Consider the following 20,153-nt stretch of genomic DNA (forward strand, 5'->3'; position numbering starts at 1 on the left):
GCAGCCCGGTGACCGCCGAGGCGACCGGGGTTCGGCTGACCTGCGACGGGCCGGTTGCCACGGTGACGTTGTGCCGGCCCGACGTGCTCAACGCCCAGACGCCGGCGATGTGGCGCGCGATGAGCGACTTCTCCCGCGACCTGCCCGGCGACGTCCGGGTGGTGGTGGTGCGTGGCGAGGGGCGTGCGTTCTCCGCCGGCCTCGACCTCGCGGTTGCTGGCGCCTCCGGCCCGGGGTCGTTCGCCGAGTTGGCCACGCTGCCCGAGCAGGAGTGCGCCGACCAGATCGCGGCGTTCCAGGCCGGCTTCACCTGGCTGCACCGGCCGGACGTCATCTCCGTGGCCGCCGTGCAGGGGCACGCGATCGGCGCCGGTTTCCAACTCGCGCTGGCCTGTGACCTGCGGGTCCTGGCCGCCGACGCGAAGTTGTCGATGGCCGAGGTGACCCTCGGGCTGGTGCCCGACCTGGCCGGCACGAAGCGCCTCGTCGAGCTGGTCGGCTATTCCCGGGCGCTGGAGATCTGCGCGACCGGCCGCCGGCTGGACGCCGCCGAGGCGGACCGGATCGGCTTGGCCACTCTTGTCGTACCACCGGCCGAGCTGGACGGCGCGGTCCGTGACCTGACCGCGGGCCTGCTGGCCGGGGCCCGCGACGCGGTGGTGGAGATCAAGGCCCTGCTCGCCGGCGCTGCGGGGCGGTCGCACGCCGACCAGCAACGCGCCGAGCGGGAGGCGCAGACCCGCCGCCTGCGGGATCTGACCGGCCGAGGAGAATAGTAAGGACCGTACGGGAAGATCCGGGTTACGACCGAGGTTGTCAGAGTCGTCGGGAGAATTGACCTGACGTGTGTGGTCCACCCGACGACCCGGAGGTGAGCGGTGTCCAACCCGATGTCCGGCGGTGGCATGGCCGGGTGGAGCATGCTCCGGTCGATGCGTAACCGCGACGAGGTCTCCACCCACCGGCTCAAGCACGGCGTGGCCCGCCGCATCGTGGCCTTCGCCCAGCCCTACCGGCGCGACATCATCGTCTTCCTGGCCACCGTGGTGCTGGCCGCCATCATCGGCGTGGCCACGCCGGTGCTCGCCGGTGACGTCATCAACGCGATCAACCGGGGCGGCAGCGAGGCCGGCCGGCTCGTGGTCCAGCTGGCCCTGTTCATCGCCGGGCTGGCGGTCGCCGACGCGCTGCTGTCGCTGGCCCAGCGGTGGTATTCGGCCCGCATCGGCGAGGGCATCATCCTCGACCTGCGTACCCGGGTCTACGACCACGTGCAGCGGATGCCGCTGCAGTTCTTCACCCGCACCCAGACCGGTGCCCTGGTCAGCCGGCTCAACAACGACGTTTTGGGCGCCCAGCGGGCGTTCACCTCCACCCTGTCCGGTGTGGTCAGCAACGTCATCCAACTGGTCCTCACCGCCGCGGTGATGTTCACCCTCTCCTGGCAGATCACCGCGCTCTCGCTGGTGCTGCTGCCGATCTTCATCATCCCGGCGCGACGGGTCGGGCGGCGGCTGGCCGACATCACGCGCGAGGCGTACAACCTCGACGCCAAGATGAGCGCGACCATGACCGAGCGGTTCGGGGTGGCCGGCGCGCTGCTGGTGAAGCTGTTCGGCCAGCCCGAGATCGAGGCCCGCCGGTTCGCCGACCGGGCCGAGCGGGTGCGTGACATCGGCATCCAGTCCGCCATGTACTCCCGGACGTTCTTCGTGGCGATGCTGCTGGTCGCCTCGCTGGCGCAGGCGCTCACCTACGGCCTCGGCGGTTGGCTCGCCGTCACCGGCGGCGTCAGCGCGGGCACCGTGGTGACCCTCGCGCTGCTGCTCACGCGGCTGTACGGGCCGCTCACCGCGCTCTCCAACGTCCGGGTGGACGTGATGAGCGCGCTGGTCTCCTTCGACCGCGTCTTCGAGGTGCTCGACCTCGAACCCGGCATCGTCGAGAAGCCCGACGCGGTGCCGGTGCCCCGCGGCAACGGTCGCGTCGACTTCCGCGACGTCCGCTTCCGCTACCCGAGCGCCGCCGAGATCTCCCTCGCGTCGCTGGAGGAGGTCGCCACCCTCGACCGGACCGTCAACGAGCCGGTGCTCAAGGGCGTCTCGTTCAGCGTCGAGCCGGGGCAGATGGTCGCCCTCGTCGGCCCGTCCGGCGCCGGCAAGTCGACGCTGTCCATGCTCATCTCCCGCATCTACGACGTCACCGACGGCCAGGTGCTGGTCGGCGGGACGGACGTGCGCGACGCCACGCTCGCCTCCCTGCGCGACGAGATCGGCGTCGTCACCCAGGATTCGCACCTGTTCCACGAGACGATCGCCGAGAACCTGCGGTACGCCAAGCCGGACGCCACCGACGACGAGATCTGGGCGGCGCTCGCCGGCGCCCAGGTCGCCGACCTCGTCCGGTCGCTGCCCGACGGGCTGGACACCACGGTGGGCGAGCGCGGCTACCGCTTCTCCGGCGGCGAGAAGCAGCGCATCGCCATCGCCCGCCTGCTGCTCAAGGCCCCGTCGATCGTGATCCTCGACGAGGCGACCGCACACCTGGACTCGGAGAGCGAGGCGGCCGTGCAGCGGGCGCTGTCGGTGGCGCTGGCCGGGCGTACCGCCCTGGTGATCGCGCACCGGCTCTCCACCGTCCGCGACGCCGACCAGATCCTCGTGCTCGACGGCGGGCGGATCGTCGAGCGGGGCCGCCACGACGAGCTGGTCGCGGTCGGCGGGCTCTACGCCGAGCTGTACCGCACCCAGTTCGCGGTCGCCGACTCGCCCCGGCCCTTCGTGGACGCGACCGGCTCCGAGCCGGTGGTCATGCCCCTGGGCACGTACGTCGCCGACGAGGCGATGCCACCCGCCGCCGCCAACTGACCCGTCAGGTGCCGATCGGGGGGTGCGGCGAGTCGATCGTGCGCACGCCCCGTGAGCGCAGCAACGCGTTGACCCGGTCGGTGATCTGCCGGTCGGGCTTGCGCAGCATCCAGATGCGACCCACGAGGACCGCGCTGTTGGGGCCGGGCACGTCCCACGGCCCGCCGTTGGGGTAGACAGCCAGGGCGACCTGACCGAAGCCCGGCCGGGTCAGGCCAGCTTCGCGGATCTCCTCCCATCGGTAGCGGCGAGTGACCCGGCCACGGCGCCGAATCCACAGTCCGATCTCGTCGGCCAACAGGGCGTCGCCCCGCTGTCGCCAGGCCACCACCACCGTGGTGAGCAGAAGAGCGACCGGTACGAACGGGAAGGTGGGCGCCAGCCAGACGCCAGCGGCGACCAGCGCGGCGAGCGCACCGAGCGGGACGAGGACCGCGGGCCACAGCCGCGAGGCGAGCAGCTCCTCCAGCCCAGGCTTGCAGTCGTCGGCTATGTGGCGTTCGTTCCCAGTCCACGATGGAACGAACCTGTCGATCATGGTGCGGGGGCCAGTGGAAGCGGCAGCCCAGGAGTGGGTTACTCGGCTACGAACACACCCACGCCCCCGAGCGTTGATCGACTCGGGTTCCTAAAATCGGGGGTGTCCCGGTCGCGTCGACAGCCCGACTTCCATGAAGTCGAGTCGATCAATGGCCGGGTGCGTCAGTCCGGGCGACGGTCCGGCAGGCCGGTCGCTTCGCGTAGCTCGGCGAACGCGGCCCCCAGCGTGACCGGCGTGAAGTGCGCGTTCAGGCCACTCGGGTTCGGCAGCACCCACAGCCGCGCCCCGGCCAGCGACTCCGGCTGCGGCCCGAAGGCGGCCTTCGGCCGCTGAAAGCCGATCCGGTACGCGGTCACCCCGACCACGGCCACCCAGCGCGGCCGGTAGCGGGTCACCTTGTCGGTCAGGATCGCGGCGCCGTCCAGCAGCTCCTCGGCGCTGAGCTCGTCGGCGCGGGCGCTGGCCCGGGCGGCCATGTTGGTGATGCCGAGCCCGAGGGCCGGCAACTCGCCCTGCTCGCTCGGGTGCAGCAGCCGGGGAGTGAACCCGCCCAGGTGCAGTGCCGGCCAGAACCGGTTGCCAGGCCGGGCGAAGTGCCAGCCGGTGGCGGCCGACCAGAGGCCCGGGTTGATCCCGACGAAGAGCACCGACAGCTCGGGCGCGAGCACGTCCGGGATGGTCCGGTCGGTGGCGGCGGCCAGGTCCGCCTTGCTCGGCCGTGGATGCGCGGCACCCGCACGACCTCCCAGCGCGGGCGGCACATCCCCGCCTCGGCCGCCCCCGCCGGGCGTCGAAGCGCCGGCTCGGCCGCCGGGTGCGGGAGCGCCGCTTCGCCCGCCGGGTGCGGGAGCGCCGCCCCGCCCGCCGGGTGTCGAAGCGACGGCCCGGCCGCCGGGTGTCGAAGCGACGGCCCGGCCGCCGGGTGTCGAAGCGACGGCCCGGCCGCCGGGTGTCGGAGCGCCGGGTGTCACAGGCCGCGCAGCGCGCCGCCGTCGACCGGCACGGTGAGGCCGGTCAGGTAACTGGCGGCGGGGGAGAGCACGAACGCGGCCACCCGGCCGAACTCGGCCGGGTCGCCGAGGCGTCGCAACGGGATGCTCGCCTCCGCCTCGGCGCGGGCGCGCTCCGGGTCACCGGTGGCGGCGAACAGCTCCCGGTTGCGGTCGGTCAGGATCCGGCCGGGCAGCAGGCCCACCACCCGTACGCCACGCGGGCCGTAGTCGTCGGCGATGTCCTTGGCGACGCCGACCAGGCCGGGCCGCAGGCCGTTGGAGATGCCCAGGCCGGGCACCGGGCCGCGGGCCGAGGTGGAGAGCACCAGCCCGATCGCGCCCCCGTCGGGCAGCGCGGCGGCGACGGTGCGCGCCGCGCGGACGGTGCCCAGAAAGACGGTCTCGAAGGAGTGCCGCCACTGCTCGTCGGTGATCGACGCCGCATTACCGGCGGGTGGGCCACCGACCGAGATGAGCGCGCCGTCGATCCGGCCGAAGTGTTTCCGGGCCGCCGCGACGAGCCGCTCCGGGGTCTGCGGGTCGGCCAGGTCGGCGGTGACGCCGACCGCCCGGTCCGGGCCACCCAGCGCTTCGGCGGCGGCGTCGACGGCGTCGGCGTCGCGGGCCGAGAGCACCACCCGCGCGCCGTCGGCGACCAGGCACTGCGCCGTCGCGTAGCCCAGGCCGCGGGAGGCGCCGGTGAGCACGTACACCCGGTCGGTCAGTCCGAGATCCATGTCGCCGATCCTGCCGCATCCGGCTCGGGCCCGCCAACGTGGGCGGGCGGACGCGCGGCGGGGCGCACCAGGCGTACCCGACCGGCGATCTGCACCGCGACGGCCCCGCCGGCGCGGGCCACGGCCGGCAGCCGGCGCGGACGCGGCGCCCAACGCCCGTCGTAGCGCAGGCCCGCCTCGCGGACGGCCAGCTCCTCGGCGCCGGCCGGCGGCAGCGCGTCGCGGTCGCGCAGCGCCCGGGCCAGGTCCCAGCCGTCGCGCAGGGACCCGGCGGTGGGGCGCTCGGCGGCCCAGTCGGCGAAGGTCGCCGGCCAGGCCGTGCCGAGGCCGGCGGCGAGCAGCGGCCAGTGCCGGGCGACCTCACCGGCCCGTTTGCGTCGCAGCGCCGCCCGGGTGGCGGCCAGCGGCCCGGCCGCGAAGCCCGCCGGCGGCGGACCTCCGGCGACCAGCGTCGCCACCAGCTCCGCCTGCCGCGCGGCGAGCCCGGCGCGGGGGTCGGTGCCCGTCACGTCACGGCCGGGAAGCCGGCGGCGGTGGCCAGGGCGTCCAGTTCGGCGCGCAGCTCGGCGGCCGGTGGGTAGCCGCCGTCGCGTTCCAGCAGGAGCGCCGGTGGCCGCTGCCGGGCGCAGAGCGCGCGGACCAGCTCCAGCACCTCCGGCGGCACCGGATCGGTGTGCGTGTCGTGGTAGAACCCGCCGTGCTCGGCCCCGCCGGCCACGTGCACGTAACCGATCCGGTCCAACGGCAGCCGGTCGAGCAGCGCGAGCGGGTCGCTGCCCCGGTTGCGGGCGTTGGCGTGCACGTTGGCGATGTCCAGCAGCAGCAGCGCGCCGGTGCGGTCGAGGATCTCGGTGAGGAAGTCCGCCTCGTCCAGCTCGTCGTCGGGCCAGTCGAACAGGGCGGCGATCGGCTCCAGCGCGATCGGCACGGGCAGCTCGGCCTGCGCCCGGGCCACGTTCGCGCAGACCGCGTCGACCGCCTCCCGGCTGCGCGGCAGCGGCAGCAGATGCCCGGCCTCCAGCCCGCCGGCCCGCACGAACGCGATGTGCTCGCTGACGAGCGGGGCGTCCATCCGCTGCGCGACGGCGGCCAGGTGGGCGACGCGGGTCGGGTCGACCGGCTCGGCGCCGCCGAGGGAGAGCCGCACCCCGTGCGGTACGACGGTCACGCCGCGCTCGGGCAGCTGCGCCAGCCCCGGCGGCAGCGGCCCGGTCGCCGGCACCGACTCGGCCACCACCTCGACGAAGCGCAGCCCGGGCAGCTCGGCCACGAAACCGGCGATCTCGGGACGCCAGCCGATGCCGACGCCGTACGGGGCGGTCATCCGCCGCACCCACCGCCGCCGCATCCGCCGCCACCGCCGCCACCGCAGGAGCTGCCGCCGCCACACGAGCTGCCGGCGGTGCCCGATGACCCGGTGCTGGTGCCCGAGGACCAGCCGCTGCTGGCGATGGCCTGCCGCTGGATCTCGGCCTGCTCGGCGAAGCCCGGGTCGATCGCCCAGAGGGACGCGGTGCCGTACAGCGCCACGCCCATCGCCGCGCCCGCCGCGCCGTAGGTGGCGTACGCGGGGGACGAGGCGGGGGCCAGGTGGGTGTGCCGCTTACGCAGGTCGCGCAGCGCGGCGCGACCGGCCCGGCTGGTCTGCGGCACCCGCCAGAGCAGCAGCACCGCCACCAGCACCCCGGCCAGGGTGAGCAGCAGGTAGCCCACGGGCCGCCCGTTGGCCAGGCCGGCGAACAGCCGCACCACGCCGAGCACCAGCAGCGCGGCGAGGAGGAGCCTCCACTGTCGTGCGGAGGCCTGCTGCGCCTGGCTCACGCGCAGTCCCCGCCCTTCGAGGCTGACGCCGAGCTGGTCGAGCGCGGCGGCCACGCGCTGGTCCTGGGCGAGGTCCCGGGCCCGGGCGCCCTGGTGGGCGGCCCAGTGGATCGCCTGTTCCAGCGGGGTGAGCCCGGTCGGGGTCGGGCCGGTGGTGAAGAGGCGGCGATCCGGACCGACGTCGATCGCGCCGCTGCCCCGGAGGCCGCCCAGCGCGGCGTGCACCGCGAGGGCCGGCCCACCGTTGAGGTAGGCGACCTCCTGGGGACCGAGCGGCTCGGCGACGAGGGGTTCCGCGCCGGTGGCGAGGCGTACCCGGTGCAGCACCGCGAGGGCGACCACGACGGCGGCCGCCACGAGGTAGAGCCGGAGGAAGGTCGGGCCGGGGATGCCCCAGGTGTCGCCCGACGCGGCGTGGACGATCATCGGCTGCTCCTGTCGCCGGAGGGATCGGCGGCCCCATTGTGGAGCACGACCGCCACGGTCCCCGTCCCGGTGCGGCCGGCGTTCAGCGGCGGCGGACGGCCTCCTCGACCAGGCGACGGTGGGGCCGGCGTTCAGCGGCGGCGGACGGCCTCCTCGACCAGGTCGAGCACCGGGCCCAGGTCGCCGGCCGGTCGGCCCATCGCCAGGTGCAGCACCAGGCCGTCGTAGGCCAGCTCCAGGAACTGGGCCAGCACGTCGATCGGTACGTCCTCGCGCAGCACCCCGGCGTCGCGTTGGCGGGCCAGCCGGTCGCGGGTCGCCTCGGCGATCGCGGCGGACCGTTCGGCCCAGCGCTTGGCGAACGCCGGGTCGGTGCGCAGCCGGCGGGAGACCTCCAGTTGACTGCCCAGCCAGCCGGTGGTGTCGGGGGAGACCGCGCGGGCCAGCAGATCGCGCATCACCTGCACCAGACCGTTGCGGGCCACCGTCTCGACCATGGCGGCGGCGTCATCCTCCGCGACGGCGAGGAAGAGCGAGTCCTTGTCCCGGAAGTGGTGGAAGATGGCGCCCCGGGACAGCCCGGTGGCCTCCTCGAGGCGGCGGACGGTCGCCCCCTCGTAGCCGAGCCGCGCGAAACACGCCCGCGCGGCGGCGAGGATCTCCTGCCGGCGCGCGTCGAGCTGGTCCTGGCTTACTCTGGGCACACGTCGATCGTCGCAGGTCACCCCGGCCTATGCAAACCGTACGTACGGCTTGGTGCGGTGCCGTTTACCATCCTCCGGTGACCCCGCCTCACCCCACGCCCACCGCGGCGCTGACCGTCGCCACCGTCCAGGCCACCCCCGTACCCGGTGATGTCGCCGGCAACGCGACGGCCGCCGCCGAGTTGGTCCGTCAGGCCGCCGGACAGGGCGCCCGGGTGGTCGTCCTCCCCGAGCTGTACCTGTGCGCGTACCACCCGCCGACCCTCGCCGCCGACCCGGTCGGCACCGACGTCGTGGCCGACCCGGCCGGGGTGGTCGCCGACGGTCGGCTCGACCCGTTGCGCGCCGCGGCGCGGACGGCCGGGATCACCGTGGTGGTCGGGGCGGCGGCGCGGCACCCGGACGGTCGGCGCACCATCGCCGCCCTGGTGGTCGACCGCGCCGGCGCGATCCGGGTCGGGTACGACAAGCAGCAGCTGTGGGGCGACGAGCGCGAGCTGTTCAGCCCCGGCGGTCGGGGCGCCACGCTGCTGGTCGACGACTGGCGGCTCGGGTTGGGCATCTGCTACGACGGCTGCTTCCCCGAGCACGGCCGGGCCGCCGCGCTCGACGGCGCGCACGCCTACCTGTGCCCCAGCGGCTACCTGGCCGGCTCCGAGCACCGCCGGGACCTGTACTACGCCGCGCGGGCCCTGGACAACACGATGTTCGTGGTCTTCGCCAACGCGGTCGGCGGCGGCGACCCGTGGCGGTTCAACGGTGGCGCGGCGATCTACGACCCGCAGGGACGTACGCTCGCCCGGGGCGCTGACGAGGGCACGGCGGTGCTGGTGGCGACCCTCGATCCGGCCGCGCTCACGGCCACCCGGTCGGCCCATTCGATGCTCGCCGATCTGCTGCCGAGCCAGGGCGGCCCACGGGTGTCGCTGACCGGTTGAGCCCACCGTCAGGTCGACACCCGCGGGATCTGTTGGCGGACACGTCGGTCCCGTAGGGTGCCCGAGTGCCACTGCTCCTGCTGGACCTGGACAACACCCTGCTGGATCGGGCCGGGCCGTTCCGCCGCTGGGGTGAGCGCTTCCTGGACGGTATCGGCGCGCCCCCCACCGACATCGACTGGCTGCTCTCGATCGACGCGGACGGGTTGACCGACCGCTGGGACCTGGCCGACGCGATCCGGGACCGCTACGAGCTGCGGATCCCCTCGATCGACCTGGTGGAGGAGCTGCACGACGGGGTGGTGGCGCAGACCCGCCTCGATCCGCTGACCGCCTGCGCGCTGCGGATCGCCGACGACGCGGGCTGGGTGCCGGTGGTGGTCTGCAACGGCACCGTACGCGTCGAGGACGCCAAGATCCGCCGTACCGGCCTGGACCGGTACGTCGCCGACTGGGTGATCTCCGAGGAGGCCGGGGTCAGCAAGCCCAACCCGCGGATCTTCGCGCTCGCCGCGCAGCGGGTCCGGATGCCGCTGCGCGGCGCCTGGGTGGTCGGCGACAGCCCGGAGGCGGACATCGGCGGCGCTGCCGCCGTCGGGTTGCCCAGCGTCTGGCTGCACCGGGGACGGACCTGGTCGGACGTCCGGTTCGCGCCGAGCCGCACGGTGGACGGGCTGATCGCCGCGGTCGCCACGGTGCTCGCGAGCTGACGCGGTTCGCCGCCGCCGGACGCGGCGCGCACCGGCCGGGCGGCGGCAGCGGTAATTCGATTGACCGGCCGTCGGGGCGACGGCAGCATGGGCGGCGCATCGTGCACCCGGGCGTACGCCCGGTCGAGGAGAGGGGGTTGGTCATGGCCGTCTTCGCAGGTCGCTTCCAGCTGCCTAACTCAGCCTCGACCAAGGGAACCTCACCACAGTGCGCGATCATGACCTGCCGGCGCTGGAGCGCCGCAGCCGCGGCAAGAGCCGCTTCGACGACGACGAACCGCAGTTTCTGAAGCGCGGGCGGCCCACCGAGCCGCTCGCCGACCCCGACGGCGATCCTGACCCGGCCACCGGCGAACGCTGGTCGTCGTGGGACGACGCCGTGCACGGCCCTGCGCCGCATCCGCAGTGGCTGGTCACCGAGCTGGCCGCCAAGGACACCGAACTGGGTGTGTTGAAGACCGGTAAGGAGGCGGACGTCCACCTGGTCCGCCGGGCGGTACCGGACACGGACCGCTCCTGCCTGCTGGCGGTCAAGCGATACCGGGACGCCGAGCACCGGCTGTTCCACCGCGACGCCGGCTACCTGGAGGGGCGCCGGGTGCGGCGGTCCCGGGAGAACCGGGCGATGGCCGGCCGGACGGCCTTCGGCCGGCAGATGATCGCCGGGCAGTGGGCGGCGGCCGAGTTCGCCGCGCTGGCCCGGCTCTGGGAGATCGGCGCCGGGCACGACCGGATCGCCGTGCCGTACCCCGTGCAGTTGCGGGGCACCGAACTGATGTTGGAGTTCGTCGGCGACGCCGAGTCGGGGCTGGCCGCGCCCCGACTGGCCCAGCTGCGGCCCGGCCCGGCCGAGCTGCGCGACCTGTGGGGTCAGCTGGTCGAGGCGCTGCGCGTGCTGGCCCGGGCCGGCTACGCCCACGGCGACCTGTCGCCGTACAACCTGCTCGTGCACTCCGGGCGGCTGGTCGTGATCGATCTGCCGCAGGTGGTCGACGTGGTGGCGAACCCGCAGGGGCCCGAGTTCCTGGCCCGCGACGTGCGGGTGGTCAGCGCCTGGTTCGTGGCCCGGGGGCTGGGCGCCGAGCAGGTCGACCCCGGTGCTCTGACGGGGGAGCTGCTGCGGGAGGCGGGCATCCGCTGACCGGAGCGGGTCGGGCGGCCCGAGCGGCCGCCCGACCCGCCCGTACCCGTCACTGCAGGTAGCGCTCGACCTCGGGCTTGGGGCGTTCGCCCTGGGAGTCCGGGTCGCCGTGGGTGGTTCGGGCGGCCCGACGGCGGCGTAGCAGGTCCCAGCACTGGTCGAGGGACTCCTCCAGGGCGCGCAGCCGCTCGCTGGCCTCGCCCTCGGTGCCCGACTCGTGGGCCTGGGCGTCCGCGCGCAGCCGGTGTTCCTCGTCGACCAGCTCGGAGATCCGGTTCAGGATGGTCTTGTCGTCCATGCCACAGAGCCTGGCACAGGGTGCCCGACATCGCCCGGATTCGCAGGTACCGGTGCGTCCTGGCGCGCCCGCGCCGCCCGCCCTCTGGGATCGCCCGGGTGCGACCCGGCGGGCGGGCCCGCTGGCCGAGCAGCCCACGGACCCGCCGTCCCGTGGGCTCGCCGGCGGCTGCGACCTCAACGTGCACGGGTGCGACCTGCATCGGTGCCGCATCCTGACTATCCACTCAGGACTCAGGCCGGCCATCGCCATCGATGTCCGTTGGGCGTGTCGGTGGAATCTCACCGGTCACAGGTCTAGAGGTGCCCCCGAATTGGTGAGATGCTTCCGTCGCCCAGAAGGTGAAAGTTCCACAGTCCCGACCGGCCGAAGTGGACAACCCAGGCCGGCGGAACGACGAGGAGACGTTGCATGTCCCAGGTGTCCGATGCCGGCCCCACCCCCGTCAGCACCGAACCCCGGATGATCCCGCTCCGTCGCGCCCTGCCCGCGCTGGTCCGCGACCCGCTCGGCGCGCTGGTCGGCTTCGCGGACGCCGCTGGCGGCGAGGTCGTCCGGCTGAACCTCGGCTCGTTCCGCCCCTACCTCGTCAGTCACCCGGAGCACCTGCAACGCGTGCTGAGGGACAACGTTGCCAACTACACCCGCGACGGCGACGGACTGCTGTGGCGGCCGGTCCGCCGGATCGTCGGCGACGCCATCCTGGTCGCCGAGGGCGAAATCTGGGAGTCCAGCCGCGGCGCGCTGCAACCGCTGTTCACCGCGAAGCGGGCCGAGACGCTCGTCGACCGGATGGCCGAGGCGATCAACGAGGCCGTCGACGAGTGGCTGGAGCCCGCCCGCGACGGCCGCCCGATCGACGGCGGCGCCGAGCTGACCCGGATCGTGCTGCGGACCACCATGCGGGTGCTCTTCGCCGACCGCATCTCCGTGCCGGACGCGCTGCGGATCAGCGCCGCGCTGGACACCGTCACCACCGCGATGCTCCCGCGCCTGCTGGTGCCCTTCGTGCCGTACGCGGTGCCGATGCCCGGCGACCGACGCTTCTCCGAGGCCGTGCGGACCATCGACGAGGTGGTGCTGCCGATCATCCGGGAGGCCCGGGCCCGGCCCACCGACGGCGACGACATCATCTCCACCCTCTGCCGGCCGCGCGCCGACGGCAGCGAACCCGACGAGTACGCGATCCGCGGCGACGTGGTGGCGATGTTCTCCACCGCCACCGAGACCACCATCGCCCTGCTCTCCTGGCTGTGGCCGGTGCTGGCCTCCCGGCCCGACGTGGCCGAGCGGATGACCGACGAGATCGAGCAGGTGGTCGGCGCGGAACGGGTCGGCCGCGAGCACCTGCCGCAGTTGCGCTACGGCCGCATGGTGCTCGACGAGATGCTGCGGCTCTACCCGGCCGGCTGGATGATCCCCCGGACCGCGGTCGGCGACGACGTGCTGGGCGGTGTGCGGATCAAGGCCGGTGGCACGGTGCTGGTCAGCCCGTACGTCACCCAGCGGATGTCGACGTTCTGGAACGACCCGACGCTGTTCGACCCGGAGCGCTTCGCGCCGGAGAAGCCCCGGCGGCGCTACCGCTACTCCTACTTCCCGTTCGGCGGCGGCCCGCACCAGTGCCTCGGGCAGTACCTGTTCCTGCTGGAGGCGCAGCTCATCGTCAGCACCGTGCTGAGTCGCTACCGCTTCCGACTGCGCGAGCCCGTCGGCCTGACACCCCGGCTCGGCGCCTCGCTGCAACCCAAGCAGCGGGCCGAGCTGATCGTCACTCCGGTCGAGCGGCCGGTCGTGTCATGACCGGGGTCCCGTGGCCGGTGCAGGCCGGGCCCGACGCGGTAGCCGAGCAGGGCCGGGTGTGCGCGCTCGCCGTCCGTGGCGTCCGCGACCTGCAGGGCGTCACCGCCGCCCATCCGGAACTCTTCGACGCCGCGCCGTTCGACGCCGCGCTGCTCAGCTCGGTGGCCACCGCGATTGCGTTCACCGCGCCGTGGCACACCGCCGCCGAACTGCGGATCACCACCCGTACCCTGCTCTGGGTCTTCGCCGCCGACTGGCAGGTCGACTACCTCGCCCGGTCCGCCGACGACGTCCGGGCGATCGTGACCGACTGCCTGGCGGTCGCCGACGGCGCCGCGCCCCCGCCGGGCCGGCACCTGGCGCGGCTGCTGGCCGACCTGCGCGACGAGTTGGCGACCGTCCCGGCGTTCACGCGGCTGCGCCCGATCTGGCGCGACGAGCTGGCGCGGATGCTCGCCGCCGTGTCGCGTGAGTGGGACTGGAAGAACCTGCCGACCGACCCGACCACCGGGCGGCGCCTGCCGGACCTGGACCGCTATCTGGACAACGCCGACAACCTCGCCTGCTCCTTCGTCAACGTCACGCACTGGATCGCCACCGGCGACGAGCGGACCCTCGCCCAGTTGACCGACCTGCTGGACGCCGGACGTGGCGTGCAGCGGGTGCTGCGGTTGGTCAACGACCTCGCCACGCACGGGCGGGACGCCGAGTGGGGTGATCTGAACGCCCTGCTGCTGGTCGACGACCCGGCGCGGGTGCACGCCCGGCTCGCCGAGCTGACCACCCGGTCCCGCGGCGACCTGGCCGCCCTCGCCGAACGCTGCCCCCGCCAGGCGGACTACCTGCACCGGCAGATCTCCTTCACGGGTGGCTTCTACCAGCTGTCGGACTTCTGGGGGGCACGCGGTGAGTGAGGGCTCCCCGCGCGTACTGGCCGAGCCGGCCACCGACGCCGCGCGCGAGCTGATCGCCGGCCTCGCGCTGCGGCCGTGGGGGCAGGTCGCCGCCTCGGTGTACGAGAGCGGCCGGCTCGTCGCCGGTGCGGCCTGGCTGCCGGGACACCGCCAGCGGATCGGGTTCCTGCTGCGCGAGCAGCGCCCGGACGGCGCGTGGGGCCCGCCCGAGGGGTACGCCCTGGTGCCCACGCTCAGCGCCACCGACGCTCTGCTCGCCGCGCTGGCCGACGGCGGGTGGTCCGGGCCGGACCTGCTCGCCCCGGTGGCGCGCGGGCTCGACGCGCTCACCGGCCGGCTGCTCGCCACGCACGCGCGGGCGTTGCCGGACACCCCGGCGCTGGACCTCATCGTCCCCGCGCTGGTCGAGTCGATCAACGACCGGCTGACCCGGCTGGACCGGGCGACCGCCGACCGGCTGCCCCACCCGCCGCTGACCCTGCCACCGGGGCTCGGCCCCGACCGGTTGCGCGCGGTACGGGCCGCGGTGGCCGCCGGGGCGGCGCTGCCGACCAAGCTGGCCCACTTCTACGAGGTGCTGGACGCGACACCGGCCGACGCCGGGCCGACGCTCACCGCCGTCGGCGCCTCACCCGCTGCGACCGCCGCCTGGCTGACCGCCGCCGGCCCGGACGCCGGCCCCGCCGCGCACGCCTTCCTGCGGGAGTTGATCCGCGAGGGCGACGGGCCGGTGCCCTGCCCGGCCCCGATCACCGTCTTCGAGCGGGCCTGGGTGCTCGGCGGGCTGCGCCGCGCCGGTGTCGCGGTCAACCCGCCGGCGACCGTGCTGCGCACCCTGGCCGCCGCCACCACCGCCGAGGGCGTCGCCACCGGCGAGGGCCTGCCGACCGACGCCGACACCACCTCGGTCACGCTGGACGCGCTGGCCCGGCTCGGCCATCCCGCCGACCCGGCCAGCCTGTGGGCGTACGAGACGGCAGACGGTTTCTGCACCTGGCCGGGGAGCGAGGACGGCTTCTCGGTCACCACCAACGCGCACGTGCTGGACGCGTTCGGCCAGCACGTGGCCGCGCACCCCGGCGCGGACACGCGCTACCACCGGGCGATCGAGCGGCTCAGCATCATGCTGCCGGCACACCAGCTCGCCGACGGCCCCTGGCAGGACCGGTGGCACGCCTCGCCGTACTACGCCACGGCCTGCTGCGTGCTGGCCCTGGCGGAGTTCGGTCGCGGCGGCGTGGCGGCCGAGGCGGTGGACCGGGCGGCCCGTTGGGTGCTGGACAGCCAACGCGCCGACGGCTCGTGGGGGCGGTGGGGCGGAACGGCCGAGGAGACCGCGTACGCCCTGCAGGTGCTGCTGGCCGCACCGACCGGAGCGCCCCGGGTCGACGACGCGGTGGCGCGCGGCCACGCCTACCTGCACCGGCCGTCCGGTCGGGTCGACCCTCCACTGTGGTACGGCAAGGAGCTGTACTGTCCTACCGCGATCGTCCGCGCGGCGGTGCTGGCCGCCTGCCGGCTGGCCTCCGTCCATCTGGCGGATGCCGACCGTTCGGTGGTGGATTGTGGTTACGCGACAACAAAAACAACAACTTGAGGGGTTGTGTGGACACTGCTAGCGTACGCAGAGCCTCAGCCCCGTTCGCCCCGCCGTGGCGGGACGTCGTCTGCCATGATCACCCGTTGATGAGCTGAGTCAACCCCGGCCTGGGACGGTTCAATGCGTTCTCGCGGTACGAGTATCCGCACCAAGGTTGTCGCCCTGCTGCTCTCCCTGGTCGCGCTCTGGATGTTCGCGGCATGGGTGACCCTGCGGGACGGTTTCAACCTGCTCGGTGTCCAGCTGCTCAACAGCAGGGTCTACACGCCCAGTGAGCCGTTGCTGCAGGAGCTCCAGTTGGAGCGGCGGCTGACCCAGGCGTACCTGAGCAACCCCGACGCCGAGCAGCGCGCGACGCTGGAGGCCGAGCAGGGCAAGGCCGCGCGGTTGGCCGAGGACTTCGCCGCCTCGGTCCGCAACTGGCAGGTCGACGTGGCCGGCAGCTCGGCGCTCGACGCCCAGCTGGACGCCACGATCGCGCAGGTCGACGGGCTGAAGCAGACCCGCGCCGACGTGCTCGCCCGCAAGGTGGACCGGATCTCCGCCGCCGACGCCTACACCGACGCGATCGAATCGATCTTTCGGATCTACGACGTCACGGGCAGCCTGGACGACAAGGAGATCGCCGCCGACGCGGCGGCCCTGATCCAGCTCAACCGGATGAAGGAGCTGATCTCCCAGGAGGACGCGCTGCTCAGCGGCCTCTTCGGCAACGGCCGGATCAGCGGCCCGGAGTACGCCCGCTACGTCAGCCTGGTCGGCGCCGAGCGGTTCCTCGGCGAGGAGACCCGGGCCCGGCTCGCCGACGCCGACCAGCGCCGCTACCGGCAGCTCGTCGAGGGCGAGGCGTTCACCCGGCTACGCGCCGTACAGGACAGCATCATCCGCGAGGGCCGGCCGGCCACCCAACTGCCGGTCAGCGCCGAGCAGTGGCGCGGCACCGTCGAGCCGGCGCTGGCCGAGGTGAACGACGCTGTAACCGACGGCGGCGAGGGCATCGTCGGCCGGGCCACCGGCGTGGCCGTGATGGTCGTCGTCCGGCTGGTGCTCGCCACCGGCCTGGGCCTGCTCGCCGTCATCGCCTCGGTCGTCGTCTCCATCACCACGGCCCGGACCCTCCTGCGCCAGCTCGAACGGCTGCGGCAGGCCGCCTGGCAGCTCGCCGACGAGCGGCTGCCCCGGGTGGTCGAGCGGCTCGGTCGCGGCGAGGAGGTCGACGTCGCCACCGAGGCGCCCCCGCTGGAGTTCGGCACCGACGAGATCGGCCAGGTCGGCAAGGCGTTCAACGCCGTCCAGGAGACCGCCCTGAGCACCGCCGTCGAGCAGGCCGAGCTGCGCCGCAACGTCCGCGAGGTGTTCCTCAGCCTGGCCCGGCGTACGCAGGCGCTGGTGCACCGCCAGCTCACCCTGCTCGACGCGATGGAGCGGCGTGAACACGACGCGGAGGAGTTGGAGGACCTGTTCCGGGTCGACCACCTGGCCACCCGGATGCGGCGTAACGCCGAGAACCTGATCGTGCTGTCCGGCTCCACCCCGGGCCGGGCCTGGCGGCGCAACGTCCCCATGGTGGACGTGGTGCGCGGCGCGGTCGCCGAGGTGGAGGACTACACCCGGGTCAACGTGCTGCCGCTCGGGCCCGTCTCGCTCGCCGGCCGGGCGGTCGGCGACATCATCCACCTGCTCGCCGAACTGATCGAGAACGGCCTGTCGTTCTCACCGCCGCACACCACCGTCGAGGTCCGTGGCCAGCTCGTGGCCAACGGGTTCGCCATCGAGATCGAGGACCGCGGCCTCGGCATGAGCGAGGAGGACCTGGCCGCGGCGAACCACCGCATCGTCGACCAGTCCGAGCTGAACCTCGCCAACGCCGCCCGGCTCGGCCTCTACGTGGTGAGCCGGCTGACCGAGCGGCACGGCGTGCGGGTCCGGCTCAAGGAGTCGGCGTACGGCGGCACCACCGCCGTCGTACTCATCCCGCTGGACTTGGTCACCTCGAACGGGACCGCCCCGGAGACCTCCGGCGCGTTGCCGGTCGGGCCGACGGCCATCGCGCTGCCCTCGGGGCCGCCCGCCGGCGGTCCCGCCGACGGCGGCCGTTCCGCCAGCCTCTCGTCGGTCGCGGTGGCCGCCGCGGCGACGGACACGAGCGGTCCGGGCGCGGCGCAGCCGGTGACCCCCGGCGCCCCGGTGCTGGCCGAGAGCAGCACCCCGACCGAGCAGCAGGTGGACGGAACCGACACCGACGTCGTACTCCCCACCCGGCAGCGCACGACCCTGGGCGCCTCGGCGGCGGAGCTGCCCACCCGGGCCCGGCGTGGCCTGGGCCAGCCGGCCCTGGAGGGCCCGACGGTGCCCACCGGCCTGCCCGCGGTGGACCGGGGCGGCCCGAGCGGCGGCGGCAGCGGGCCGGGCGGCGAGGGCGGGCCGGGCGGCGAGGGCGGGCCGATTCCGGCGCGGGCCGAGACAGACCGGACCGGCTCGGGCCTGCCGGTCCGCGTTCGCCAGGCGAACATCGTTCCCGAGCTGCGCGACGACCCGGCGGCGGCAACCGAGTCCGACGAGGAGGACGTGGCACGTCCGCCGGAGCAGGTACGCCGGATGATGAGCTCGTATCAGACCGGCACCCGGCGCGGTCGGACCGACGCGGCGCGACTGCTCGGTGGCGCGTCCGACGCCTCGTCGAGCGGCACGTCCGAGCCGACCGACGAGGAACCACAAGCCACCTGACCGAGCGCCGGTGCTGCGGGTTCCCGCGCGGTGTGACGGTCAAGCCCAAGACGAATACGGCGCAACTGCCGGGCGAGAAGAGGACGACGAAGTGGCCCAGAAGACGGCTTCGAGTGCCGACCTGACGTGGTTGCTGGATGATCTGGTGGGCCGGGTGAAGCAGGCCGAGCATGCGGTCGCGCTCTCCACCGACGGGCTGTTGATGGCTTCCTCACAGGGGTTGAGCCGCGACGACGGCGAGCACCTCGCGGCGATGGCGGCCGGCATCCAGAGCCTGGCCCGGGGCGCCGGCAAGCGCTTCGGCGGTGGGCAGGTGCAGCAGACCATCATCGAGATGCAGTCGTCGTTCCTGTTCGTCACAGCCGCCGGCCGCAACGCCTGCCTGGCTGTTCTCGCCAGCGAGGACGCCGACGTCGGTCTCATCGCGTACGAGATGGCGATGCTCGTCACCCGGGTCGGCAAGTACGTGGCCTCCCCGTCGCGGAGCGCCGAACAGTCGGCTGGCGAGAGGTAACGGCCATGACGGTGCAGGGGGAGTCCGCAGAGCATCAGTGGGTGGATGACCATGCGGGCCCGGTGGTGCGCCCGTACGCGGTGACACGCGGGCGTGCCCGTCCGGTCACCGGCACGTTCGACCTGATCTCCCTGGTCACCGCGACCCGTGCCGACGTGACGCCGGAGGTGGGTCTCGGTCCCGAGCACCTGGCGATCGTCGGCCTGTGCCAGCGAATACAGTCCGTCGCCGAGATCGCCGCCCACCTCGACCTGCCGGTGGGGACCATCCGGGTGCTCCTCGGCGATCTGGCGGCCCGCAACCTCGTGCAGGTACGCGAACCGCAGACCACGGCCGGTCTTCCCGACAACAGCATCTTCGAGGCGGTAATCAATGGACTACGGGCACTCTGAGCGGCCGGCGGGAGCGACGCCACTGCCCACCGCGATCAAGATCCTGGTCGCCGGTGGTTTCGGCGTGGGCAAGACCACCATGGTCGGCGCGGTGAGCGAGACCCGGCCGTTGCGCACCGAGGAGGTGCTGACCGAGACCGGCGTCGGCATCGACGACCTGTCCGGGGTGGAGGGTAAGACCACCACCACCGTGGCGATGGACTTCGGTCGGATCACCATCAGCGACGACCTGGTGCTCTACCTGTTCGGCACACCCGGGCAGGACCGGTTCTGGTTCGTCTGGGACGAGCTGGCGCTGGGCGCGATCGGCGCGGTGGTGCTTGCCGACACGCGCCGGCTGGCCGACTGCTTCCCGTCGATCGACTACTTCGAGGGTCGGGGCACCCCGTTCGTGGTGGCGGTGAACTGCTTCGAGGGCGCCCGCCAGTACCGGCTCGACGAGGTGCAGACCGCGTTGAACCTGGACCCGGGCGTGCCGGTGCTGCTCTGCGACGCCCGTCAGCGCGAGTCCAGCAAGGAGGTGCTCGTGACCCTCATGGAGCACGCCATGAAGACCCGCGAGGCTCGCCGGCGCGCCGCCAGCGGGGACTGACCGACGGTCGGGGCAATTTTTCCGGGCACCCGTGTCCGGATCGGCCCCGGCCGTTCGTCATGCTGGCGACACCCGGAAAACCCGAGGGAGCGCCAGATGAAGTTCATGATGTTCGTTTGCAGCGACACCGCACCGGACACCGACCCGACCGAGCTGCCCGACATCCACACGTGGGTGGCCGACAACGACACCCGCGGACGTCGCCTCACCGGCAACGTGCTGGCGCCGACCACGGCCGCCACCACCGTCCGGGTCCGCGACGGCGAACTGCTCGTCTCCGAGGGGCCGTTCGCCGAGACCACGGAGGTCATCGTGGGCTTCGACCTGCTCGACTGCGCCGACCTCGACGAGGCCATCGAGGTGGCACGTACCCACCCGATGGCGCGGGAGGGGCGGCTGGAACTGCGCCCGTTCGGTGCCCTGTCGGCCTGATCGG

Annotated in this window: 21 protein-coding genes; 13 read left to right on the top strand and 8 right to left on the bottom strand. The window is 73.8% G+C overall.

The window, feature by feature from the left end:
- Positions 1-8: 8 nt before the first annotated feature.
- Together ABZU53_RS24140 and ABZU53_RS24145 are read left to right on the top strand one after the other, a co-directional pair.
- Complete coding sequence (locus tag ABZU53_RS24140) at positions 9-776, top strand: enoyl-CoA hydratase/isomerase family protein (protein WP_354861732.1); 768 nt, start codon at positions 9-11, stop codon at positions 774-776.
- Between the two features lie 114 nt (positions 777-890).
- Positions 891-2,867 (top strand): ABC transporter ATP-binding protein, encoded by a 1,977-nt coding sequence (locus ABZU53_RS24145; RefSeq protein WP_354861747.1) that lies wholly within the window; start codon positions 891-893, stop codon positions 2,865-2,867.
- Between the two features lie 4 nt (positions 2,868-2,871).
- Here ABZU53_RS24145 and ABZU53_RS24150 read toward each other — a convergent pair whose 3' ends face one another.
- From ABZU53_RS24150 to ABZU53_RS24180, 7 genes are all read right to left on the bottom strand, one after another.
- Positions 2,872-3,405: a hypothetical protein gene (locus tag ABZU53_RS24150; RefSeq protein WP_355067627.1), complete on the bottom strand. Its 534-nt coding sequence runs from the start codon at positions 3,403-3,405 to the stop codon at positions 2,872-2,874.
- A gap of 164 nt (positions 3,406-3,569) precedes the next feature.
- On the bottom strand, positions 3,570-4,169 hold the full coding sequence (gene mug, locus ABZU53_RS24155; RefSeq protein ID WP_355067629.1) for a G/U mismatch-specific DNA glycosylase: 600 nt from the start codon (positions 4,167-4,169) through the stop codon (positions 3,570-3,572).
- Positions 4,170-4,375: 206 nt separating this feature from the next.
- Entirely contained in the window at positions 4,376-5,137 is a 762-nt protein-coding gene (locus tag ABZU53_RS24160) for an SDR family oxidoreductase (RefSeq protein ID WP_354861737.1), read from the bottom strand.
- Positions 5,122-5,646 (bottom strand): hypothetical protein, encoded by a 525-nt coding sequence (locus ABZU53_RS24165; RefSeq protein WP_354861739.1) that lies wholly within the window; start codon positions 5,644-5,646, stop codon positions 5,122-5,124. Before ABZU53_RS24165 ends, ABZU53_RS24160 begins: the two co-directional genes overlap by 16 nt.
- Positions 5,643-6,461 carry a DUF692 domain-containing protein gene (locus tag ABZU53_RS24170; protein WP_355067630.1) on the bottom strand — a complete coding sequence of 273 codons (819 nt, stop codon included), beginning with the start codon at positions 6,459-6,461 and terminating at the stop codon, positions 5,643-5,645. The genes ABZU53_RS24165 and ABZU53_RS24170 overlap by 4 nt, the downstream gene beginning before the upstream one ends.
- On the bottom strand, positions 6,458-7,384 hold the full coding sequence (locus ABZU53_RS24175; protein ID WP_355067631.1) for a TIGR04222 domain-containing membrane protein: 927 nt from the start codon (positions 7,382-7,384) through the stop codon (positions 6,458-6,460). Before ABZU53_RS24175 ends, ABZU53_RS24170 begins: the two co-directional genes overlap by 4 nt.
- A gap of 131 nt (positions 7,385-7,515) precedes the next feature.
- Complete coding sequence (locus ABZU53_RS24180) at positions 7,516-8,088, bottom strand: TetR/AcrR family transcriptional regulator (protein ID WP_234591495.1); 573 nt, start codon at positions 8,086-8,088, stop codon at positions 7,516-7,518.
- Positions 8,089-8,165: 77 nt separating this feature from the next.
- Between ABZU53_RS24180 and ABZU53_RS24185 the strand changes: the two genes are divergently transcribed.
- From ABZU53_RS24185 to ABZU53_RS24195, 3 genes are all read left to right on the top strand, one after another.
- Complete coding sequence (locus tag ABZU53_RS24185; RefSeq protein WP_355067633.1) at positions 8,166-9,026, top strand: carbon-nitrogen hydrolase family protein; 861 nt, start codon at positions 8,166-8,168, stop codon at positions 9,024-9,026.
- 65 nt (positions 9,027-9,091) lie between these two features.
- Complete coding sequence (locus ABZU53_RS24190; RefSeq protein WP_354829501.1) at positions 9,092-9,736, top strand: HAD family hydrolase; 645 nt, start codon at positions 9,092-9,094, stop codon at positions 9,734-9,736.
- A 208-nt stretch (positions 9,737-9,944) separates the two neighbouring features.
- Positions 9,945-10,877 carry an RIO1 family regulatory kinase/ATPase gene (locus ABZU53_RS24195; RefSeq protein WP_354861745.1) on the top strand — a complete coding sequence of 311 codons (933 nt, stop codon included), beginning with the start codon at positions 9,945-9,947 and terminating at the stop codon, positions 10,875-10,877.
- A 49-nt stretch (positions 10,878-10,926) separates the two neighbouring features.
- Here the strand turns inward: ABZU53_RS24195 and ABZU53_RS24200 are convergent, their stop codons facing one another.
- Entirely contained in the window at positions 10,927-11,175 is a 249-nt protein-coding gene (locus ABZU53_RS24200) for a DUF2630 family protein (protein WP_354861771.1), read from the bottom strand.
- 465 nt (positions 11,176-11,640) lie between these two features.
- On the opposite strand from ABZU53_RS24200, the gene ABZU53_RS24205 reads away from it, so the two are divergent.
- The 8 genes from ABZU53_RS24205 (at position 11,641) to ABZU53_RS24240 (ending at position 20,149) form a co-directional block, all read left to right on the top strand.
- Positions 11,641-12,978: a cytochrome P450 gene (locus ABZU53_RS24205; RefSeq protein WP_354861786.1), complete on the top strand. Its 1,338-nt coding sequence runs from the start codon at positions 11,641-11,643 to the stop codon at positions 12,976-12,978.
- Positions 12,975-13,892: a terpene synthase family protein gene (locus ABZU53_RS24210; protein WP_354861773.1), complete on the top strand. Its 918-nt coding sequence runs from the start codon at positions 12,975-12,977 to the stop codon at positions 13,890-13,892. Before ABZU53_RS24205 ends, ABZU53_RS24210 begins: the two co-directional genes overlap by 4 nt.
- Positions 13,885-15,489 carry a prenyltransferase/squalene oxidase repeat-containing protein gene (locus ABZU53_RS24215; protein WP_355067635.1) on the top strand — a complete coding sequence of 535 codons (1,605 nt, stop codon included), beginning with the start codon at positions 13,885-13,887 and terminating at the stop codon, positions 15,487-15,489. The genes ABZU53_RS24210 and ABZU53_RS24215 overlap by 8 nt, the downstream gene beginning before the upstream one ends.
- Before the next feature lie 123 nt (positions 15,490-15,612).
- Positions 15,613-18,219, top strand: coding sequence for a nitrate- and nitrite sensing domain-containing protein (locus ABZU53_RS24220; RefSeq protein ID WP_355067637.1), 2,607 nt, complete (start codon positions 15,613-15,615; stop codon positions 18,217-18,219).
- A gap of 91 nt (positions 18,220-18,310) precedes the next feature.
- Positions 18,311-18,733 (top strand): roadblock/LC7 domain-containing protein, encoded by a 423-nt coding sequence (locus ABZU53_RS24225; RefSeq protein ID WP_354861787.1) that lies wholly within the window; start codon positions 18,311-18,313, stop codon positions 18,731-18,733.
- A 5-nt stretch (positions 18,734-18,738) separates the two neighbouring features.
- On the top strand, positions 18,739-19,125 hold the full coding sequence (locus tag ABZU53_RS24230; RefSeq protein ID WP_007462630.1) for a DUF742 domain-containing protein: 387 nt from the start codon (positions 18,739-18,741) through the stop codon (positions 19,123-19,125).
- A complete protein-coding gene (locus ABZU53_RS24235; RefSeq protein ID WP_354861778.1) occupies positions 19,106-19,717 on the top strand; it encodes an ATP/GTP-binding protein in 612 nt (203 codons plus the stop codon). The genes ABZU53_RS24230 and ABZU53_RS24235 overlap by 20 nt, the downstream gene beginning before the upstream one ends.
- A 105-nt stretch (positions 19,718-19,822) precedes the next feature.
- A complete protein-coding gene (locus ABZU53_RS24240; protein WP_355067653.1) occupies positions 19,823-20,149 on the top strand; it encodes a YciI family protein in 327 nt (108 codons plus the stop codon).
- The last annotated feature ends 4 nt before the right edge of the window (positions 20,150-20,153 follow it).

This window comes from Micromonospora sp. NPDC005194 (genome assembly GCF_040608335.1).
GTDB lineage: Bacteria > Actinomycetota > Actinomycetes > Mycobacteriales > Micromonosporaceae > Micromonospora.

What these genes read in the sequence shown, in the direction of transcription:
- ABZU53_RS24145 (WP_354861747.1), top strand. Translation starts at nt 891, where the DNA reads ATGTCCGGCGGTGGCATGGCCGGGTGGAGCATGCTCCGGTCGATGCGT.
- ABZU53_RS24150 (WP_355067627.1), bottom strand. Translation starts at nt 3,405, where the DNA reads ATGATCGACAGGTTCGTTCCATCGTGGACTGGGAACGAACGCCACATA.
- ABZU53_RS24160 (WP_354861737.1), bottom strand. Translation starts at nt 5,137, where the DNA reads ATGGATCTCGGACTGACCGACCGGGTGTACGTGCTCACCGGCGCCTCC.
- ABZU53_RS24170 (WP_355067630.1), bottom strand. Translation starts at nt 6,461, where the DNA reads ATGACCGCCCCGTACGGCGTCGGCATCGGCTGGCGTCCCGAGATCGCC.
- ABZU53_RS24175 (WP_355067631.1), bottom strand. Translation starts at nt 7,384, where the DNA reads ATGATCGTCCACGCCGCGTCGGGCGACACCTGGGGCATCCCCGGCCCG.
- ABZU53_RS24200 (WP_354861771.1), bottom strand. Translation starts at nt 11,175, where the DNA reads ATGGACGACAAGACCATCCTGAACCGGATCTCCGAGCTGGTCGACGAG.
- ABZU53_RS24210 (WP_354861773.1), top strand. Translation starts at nt 12,975, where the DNA reads ATGACCGGGGTCCCGTGGCCGGTGCAGGCCGGGCCCGACGCGGTAGCC.
- ABZU53_RS24220 (WP_355067637.1), top strand. Translation starts at nt 15,613, where the DNA reads ATGCGTTCTCGCGGTACGAGTATCCGCACCAAGGTTGTCGCCCTGCTG.
- ABZU53_RS24230 (WP_007462630.1), top strand. Translation starts at nt 18,739, where the DNA reads ATGACGGTGCAGGGGGAGTCCGCAGAGCATCAGTGGGTGGATGACCAT.
- ABZU53_RS24235 (WP_354861778.1), top strand. Translation starts at nt 19,106, where the DNA reads ATGGACTACGGGCACTCTGAGCGGCCGGCGGGAGCGACGCCACTGCCC.
- ABZU53_RS24240 (WP_355067653.1), top strand. Translation starts at nt 19,823, where the DNA reads ATGATGTTCGTTTGCAGCGACACCGCACCGGACACCGACCCGACCGAG.